General features: G+C 72.2%; 7 protein-coding genes. 1 reads left to right on the forward strand and 6 read right to left on the reverse strand.

Annotated features, from left to right (window positions below):
• Positions 1-49 precede the first annotated feature (49 nt).
• Entirely contained in the window at positions 50-856 is an 807-nt protein-coding gene (locus E1182_RS28700) for a sugar phosphate isomerase/epimerase (RefSeq protein WP_207921553.1), read from the reverse strand.
• A gap of 76 nt (positions 857-932) precedes the next feature.
• Positions 933-1,877, reverse strand: a complete 945-nt coding sequence (locus tag E1182_RS28705) for a Ppx/GppA phosphatase family protein (RefSeq protein ID WP_132270864.1) — start codon at positions 1,875-1,877, stop codon at positions 933-935.
• A gap of 73 nt (positions 1,878-1,950) precedes the next feature.
• On the opposite strand from E1182_RS28705, the gene E1182_RS28710 reads away from it, so the two are divergent.
• Positions 1,951-2,757, forward strand: a complete 807-nt coding sequence (locus E1182_RS28710; protein WP_207921554.1) for a hypothetical protein — start codon at positions 1,951-1,953, stop codon at positions 2,755-2,757.
• A gap of 12 nt (positions 2,758-2,769) precedes the next feature.
• Here E1182_RS28710 and rraA read toward each other — a convergent pair whose 3' ends face one another.
• The 4 genes from rraA to E1182_RS28730 form a co-directional block, all read right to left on the reverse strand.
• Positions 2,770-3,243: a ribonuclease E activity regulator RraA gene (rraA, locus tag E1182_RS28715; RefSeq protein ID WP_207921555.1), complete on the reverse strand. Its 474-nt coding sequence runs from the start codon at positions 3,241-3,243 to the stop codon at positions 2,770-2,772.
• A gap of 64 nt (positions 3,244-3,307) precedes the next feature.
• The gene (locus E1182_RS28720) at positions 3,308-3,700 is read right to left on the reverse strand and encodes a universal stress protein (RefSeq protein WP_132270866.1); all 393 of its coding nucleotides are present in this window, start codon (positions 3,698-3,700) and stop codon (positions 3,308-3,310) included.
• The gene (locus E1182_RS28725; RefSeq protein ID WP_132270867.1) at positions 3,697-5,202 is read right to left on the reverse strand and encodes a tripartite tricarboxylate transporter permease; all 1,506 of its coding nucleotides are present in this window, start codon (positions 5,200-5,202) and stop codon (positions 3,697-3,699) included. The genes E1182_RS28720 and E1182_RS28725 overlap by 4 nt, the downstream gene beginning before the upstream one ends.
• The coding region (locus E1182_RS28730; protein WP_207921556.1) for a tripartite tricarboxylate transporter TctB family protein at positions 5,202-5,743 on the reverse strand (542 nt) is incomplete at its 5' end. The genes E1182_RS28730 and E1182_RS28725, both read right to left, overlap by 1 nt.

Consider the following 5,743-nt stretch of genomic DNA (forward strand, 5'->3'; position numbering starts at 1 on the left):
CTCCTGACCTTCTCCCCCCCGGTCCGGCCCTCGGCTTCTGCGGGTGGGATCAGGCGTCTATGGGAGAGGGGGCGGTCAGGTGGGCGCGGGCGAATTCGAGGGCCTCGCGCAGGTCCGCCTCGCGGCGCTCGCGGCTCTTCGCGCCCCTCGTGGTGACCTCGACGGCCACCGAGCCGGTGAAGCCGCGACCGGCCAGCGACCGCAGCAGTTCGGCGCAGGGCTGGCCACCCCGGCCCGGCACCAGATGCTCGTCGCGCCCCTCGCCGGTGCCGTCGCCCAGGTGCACGTGCGCCAGGCGCTCACCCATCCGGTCCGCCATCGCCAGCGCGTCGGTACGTGACGCCGCGCAGTGCGACAGGTCCAGGGTGTACGAGGCGTACCCGGTCTCGGTCGGGTCCCAGCCCGGGACGTACGGCACGAACTGCCGCCGGCCCATCCGGACCGGGTACATGTTCTCCACCGGAAAGCGCAGGTCGGGATACTCCCGGACGATCGCGTCCAGCCCTTCGGCGAAGGTGCGCGCGTAGTCGCGCTGCCAGGTGAACGGCGGGTGCACCACCACCGTGGGTGCCCCCAGGATCGAGGCCAGTTCGGCGGAACGGCGCAGCCGCTCCCACGGGTCGGGGCTCCACACCCGCTGGGTGACCAGCAGGCAGGGCGCGTGCACCGAGAGGACCGGCACGCCGTAGTGCTCGGCGAGGCCGCGCAGCGCGCCGGCGTCCTGGCTGACGGCGTCGGTCCAGACCATCACCTCGACGCCGTCGTAGCCGAGCGCCGCGGCCAACTGGAAGGCCGCCGCGGTCCGTTCGGGGAAGACCGAGGAACTGGACAGAAGGACGGGGACGCGGGAAGTCACACTCCCGAGGGTAACCGGGTCCGGCGCGGCGGCTCGGGACGAGTGTCGGCAAACCGCCCAGAACGGCCGACCGACATCACATCGGTGCCAGCTGGTCCAGCCGACTGAGGATGACGCCCTCCCGCAGCGCCCACGGGCAGACATCCAACGACGGCACGTCGAGCCGGCGCATCACCGCCTCGGCCACCACCGCCCCGGCGAGCAGCTGGTGCGCCCGCTGCGCGCTCACCCCCTCCAGCTCCGGCAACATCGCGGGCGGGATGTGCCGGACGAAGCCGAGCACCTGTCGGAGCCCCCTGCGGGTGAGGCTGCGGGGAGCCCAGAGTCCGGCACTCGACGGCGCCGCACCCGCCAGCCGGGCCAGCGTCCGGAACGTCTTCGACGTGGCGACCGGCCGCTCCCAACCCACCTCGGTCAGCTTGTCCACCACCGGGTCGAGCAGCTCGTCGACGTACTCCCGCAGCTCCTCCACGGCCTCGGCCGACGGCGGGACCAGGCCCGACGGGTCCACCCGCAGCCGCTCCCGGCTCAGCCGCCCGGCACCCAACGGCAGCGAGACCGCCACGTCCGGGTTCTCGTCGATGCCGGCGGCCAGTTCCAGCGAGCCGCCCCCGATGTCCATCGCCAGCAACCGCCCCGCCGACCAGCCGAACCACCGCCGCACCGCGAGGAAGGTCATCCGCGCCTCGTCCGCGCCCGAGAGCACCTCCAGGCGTACGCCGGTGGCGTCACGGACCCGGCTGAGCACCTTGGCGGCGTTGGTGGCGTCGCGGACCGCGCTGGTCGCGAAGGCCAGCAGGTCGTCGACGACCAGCCCGGTGGCCGCCGCGCGGGCCATGCCGACCGCCTTGACCAGGCTGTCGGCACCCTCCTCGGTCAGCGCACCGTCCGGGCCGATCTGCTCGGCCAGCCGCAGCACCACCTTCTCCGAGTGCGCCGGCCAGGGGTGCGCCCCGTGATGGGCGTCGACCACCAGCAGATGCACCGTGTTCGAACCGACGTCAAGAACACCCAGTCGCATGGCTAGACCTTAGGACCACCGGGTTTCCGCGGCTCGTCAGCCGGCGGGCATCACCGCGCGTACGCTGGTCCGGGTGACGAGCCAGGTGGAACTGCACGTGCTGGTGGACGACCCCGACGACCCCCGCAGCCGCGAGGTGGAGCTGGACTTCCCGCGCGAGTGGATCGAGTTCCTCGACCCGGCCGACCCGAAGCACCTGGTCCGCGCCGACCTGACCTGGCTGCTGTCCCGCTGGACCTGCGTGTTCGGCAAGGGTTGCCACGGCATCGTCGCCGGCCGGGCCGCCGACGGCTGCTGTTCGCACGGCGCGTTCTTCACCGACGCCGACGACGAGAAGCGGGTCCGCGCCGCGGTCAAGCGGCTCACCCCGGCCACCTGGCAGCACTACCGCAGGGGCTTCCGGAACTGGACCGAGAACGACACGGTCGACGGCAAGAACCCGGCCCGGCGCACCGCCACCCGCGCCGCCGACGCGCCGTGCGTGTTCCTCAACGACGCCGAATTCCCCGCCGGGGGCGGCTGCGCGCTGCACGCCCAGGCCCTGCGGGACGGGGTGCACCCGCTGGAGTACAAACCGGACGTCTGCTGGCAGCTGCCGATCCGCCGCGACCAGGAGTGGCACACGCGACCTGACAACACCAAGGTGCTGGTCTCCAGTCTCTCCGAGTTCGACCGGCGGGGCTGGGGCGCGGGCGGGCACGACCTGGACTGGTGGTGCACGTCGTCGACCGAGGCGCACGTCGGCGCCGACCCGATGTACGTCTCGTACGGCCCGGAGCTGACCGCGCTGATCGGCGCGCCCGCGTACGCGAAACTCGCCGAGCTGTGCGCGGCCCGGCTCCGCCGGGGGCAGGTCGCCCCGCACCCGGCCAGCGGGTGAACGGACCGTCGCTCAGCCGAGCGGCAGCACCACCACCCCGTCGTCGTCGCAGCGCACCTGCGCGCCCGGGGTGAACACACAGGTGCCGAACGACACCGGGACGTCGCGTTCCCCGGCCCCGGTCTTGCCGCTCTTGCGCGGGTTGCTGCCGAGCGCCTTGATACCGAGCGGAAGGGTACGCAGCGCGGCGACGTCCCGCACGGCGCCGTTGATGACCACCCCGGCCCAGCCGTTCTCCGCCGCCGTGCCGGCGATGAGGTCCCCCATCAGGGCGGTGCGCACCGAGCCGCCGCCGTCCACCACCAGCACCCGGCCCTCCCCCGGCTCGGAGACGACGGACTTGACCAGGGCGTTGTCCTCGAAGCAGCGTACGGTGACCGCCGGACCGCCGAAGGCGGTGACGGCGCCGAACTGACGCAGTTGGGTGTCGCACGAGCCCAGGGCTTCGCCGTACCGGTCGTAGAGGTCGGCGGTGCTGTCGGTCATCGAGATTCCCTTCGGTCGGTCGTGGTGGGGCGCGCCCGGGGACGGCGATGTCCCCGGGCGGCACTCAGTCGGCCTTCACCGCGAGCACCGGGCAGGGCACCCGGAGCAGGATCTCCTGCGCTGCCGACCCCATGATGAGCTTGCCGACCGCGGTCCGGTGCCGGACCCCGATGACCACCATCGAGATCTCCTCCGCCTCGACGATGTCGACGATCTCCTCCGCCGCGTCCCGGCCCCGGACCAGTTGCCGCACGCTGTGCGGAACCCCGGCGGCGGTCAGCTCGCGGCTCACCCGGTCCAGCTCCGCCTCCTGGGCGAACCGCGGGTCGACGTACGCGTCGCCGCGCGAGGTGTTCACCACCAGCACCGGCTCGTCGCGGAACCGGGCCTGCTCCACGGCGGCCCGCAGTGCCGCCTCGCCCAGCGGCGAGGGCACGTACCCCACCAGCACCGTCATCCGGTCACCAACCTTCCCCGCAGCGGACGGACCACGAACCGTCCGATCAGCGGCCAGAGCAGCACCACGACGATCGTGGTGTAGACCGTCCAGGACACCCAGCCGCCGAGCAGCCCGTGCAGCTCACCGCCGGAGAGCTGCAACGCCCGCCGGCCCTGCTTCTCGGCGAGCGGGCCGAGGATCACCCCGACGATCAGCGGCAGGATCGGCAGCCCGAACCGGCGCATCATGAAGCCGAGCAGGCCGATGGTGAGCAGCAGGAACAGGTCGAACGGCGAGGCGTTGACCGCGTACGCGCCCATCGAGGCGAAGAAGACGATCCCGGCGTACAGGTACGGGCGCGGGATCCGCAGCAGCTTCGCCCAGGCGGGAGCGAGCGGCAGGTTCAGCACCAGCAGCAGCAGGTTGCCGACGAAGAGGCTGGCGATCAGCGTCCAGACCAGCGCGGATTCCCGCTCGAAGAGCAGCGGACCGGGCTGGAAACCCCACTGGTGGAGCGCGGCCAGCATCACCGCGGCGGTGGCGTTGGTGGGCAGGCCCATTGCCAGCAGCGGCACCAGCGTGCCGGCGGCCGAGGCGTTGTTGGCGGCCTCCGGCCCGGCGACGCCCTCGATCGCGCCCCGACCGAACTCCTCCGGGTGCTTGGTCAGCTTCTTCTCGGTGACGTACGACAGGAAGGTGGGGATCTCCGCCCCGCCCGCCGGCAGCGCGCCGAACGGGAACCCGAACGCGGTGCCGCGCAGCCACGGCTTCCAGGACCGCTTCCAGTCCTGCCTTCCCATCCACGGCTGCCCCACCGGGATCACCTCGGCGGCCCGGCGGCGCAGGTGCGCGGCGATCCAGAGCGCCTCACCGACGGCGAAGATGCCCACCGCCACCACGACCACGTCGATGCCGTCGGCGAGTTGCGGAATCCCCAGGGTGAGCCGCTGCTGACCGCTCACCGAGTCGATCCCGACGATGCCGATCACCAGGCCGAGCAGGAGCGAGGCGAAGCCGCGCACCCGGGACGCACCGAGCACGGCGGTGACCGCCACGAACGACAGCAGCATCAGCGCGAAGTAGTCGGGTGCGCCGAGGCTGATCGCGAACTGCACCAACGGTGGGGTGACCAGCACCAACAGCAGGGTGGCGATGGTGCCGGCGACGAACGAACCGATCGCGGCGGTGGCCAGGGCCTGCGCGGCCCGGCCGGCCTTGGCCATCTTGTTGCCCTCGATCGCGGTCACCACCGACGACGACTCACCGGGCGTGTTCAGCAGGATCGAGGTGGTCGAGCCGCCGTACATGCCGCCGTAGAAGATGCCGGCGAACATGATCAGCGCCTGGGTGGGTTCCATGCCGTAGGTGACCGGCAGCAGCAGCGCCACGGTCATCGCCGGCCCGATGCCGGGCAGCACGCCGACGGCGGTGCCGATGGTGACGCCGAGCAGCGCGAACAGCAGGTTCATCGGGGTCACCACGTTGGCGAACCCGTCGAGCAGGTTGGCGAGGTTGTCCATCACAGGATCCCTTGCAGCACGCCGGCGGGAAGGTTGACGCCGAGCCCGATGGCGAACGTGTAGAAGGTGATCAACGCCAGCGCGACGGCGATCAGCAGGTTACGCACGTAGTGCCGGTTGCCGAGGGCGAACGCCGTGCCCCAGAAGAGCAGCGTCCCGCTGATCACCCAGCCGAGCCGGTCGATCAACACCGCGTTGACCAAAAACGCCCCGATCAGCAGCAGCACCGTCCGCCAGTCGATGGGAGTGGTCAGGTCGACGTCCTCGCCGGCCTCCGGCTCGCCCGCGCCGCCGCGGGCCACGTCCACCGCGTACACCGCGGCGACGATCAGCAGCAGCACGCCGAGCAGGATCGGCAGCGGCTTCGGGCCGATCGGGTCGGCGCTGCTGAGCGCGGACCCGATCCGGGTCGCGTCGACGATCACCAGGAGGCCGACCAGGGCGAGGAACGCGCAGACGCCGTACTGGGCGCGGTCACCGCCCGGGGCCGTCCTGGTCGAGCCGGTCGCGGTCTCTTCGGCGGTGGGGGCCGCCGACCCGG

Source organism: Micromonospora sp. KC721 (genome assembly GCF_004348355.1).
Classification (GTDB): Bacteria; Actinomycetota; Actinomycetes; order Mycobacteriales; family Micromonosporaceae; genus Micromonospora.

Excerpts from the sequence above, each read along its gene's own strand:
- E1182_RS28725 (WP_132270867.1), bottom strand. The coding sequence starts at position 5,202 with ATGGACAACCTCGCCAACCTGCTCGACGGGTTCGCCAACGTGGTGACC.
- rraA (WP_207921555.1), bottom strand. The coding sequence starts at position 3,243 with ATGACCGACAGCACCGCCGACCTCTACGACCGGTACGGCGAAGCCCTG.
- E1182_RS28720 (WP_132270866.1), bottom strand. The coding sequence starts at position 3,700 with ATGACGGTGCTGGTGGGGTACGTGCCCTCGCCGCTGGGCGAGGCGGCA.
- E1182_RS28705 (WP_132270864.1), bottom strand. The coding sequence starts at position 1,877 with ATGCGACTGGGTGTTCTTGACGTCGGTTCGAACACGGTGCATCTGCTG.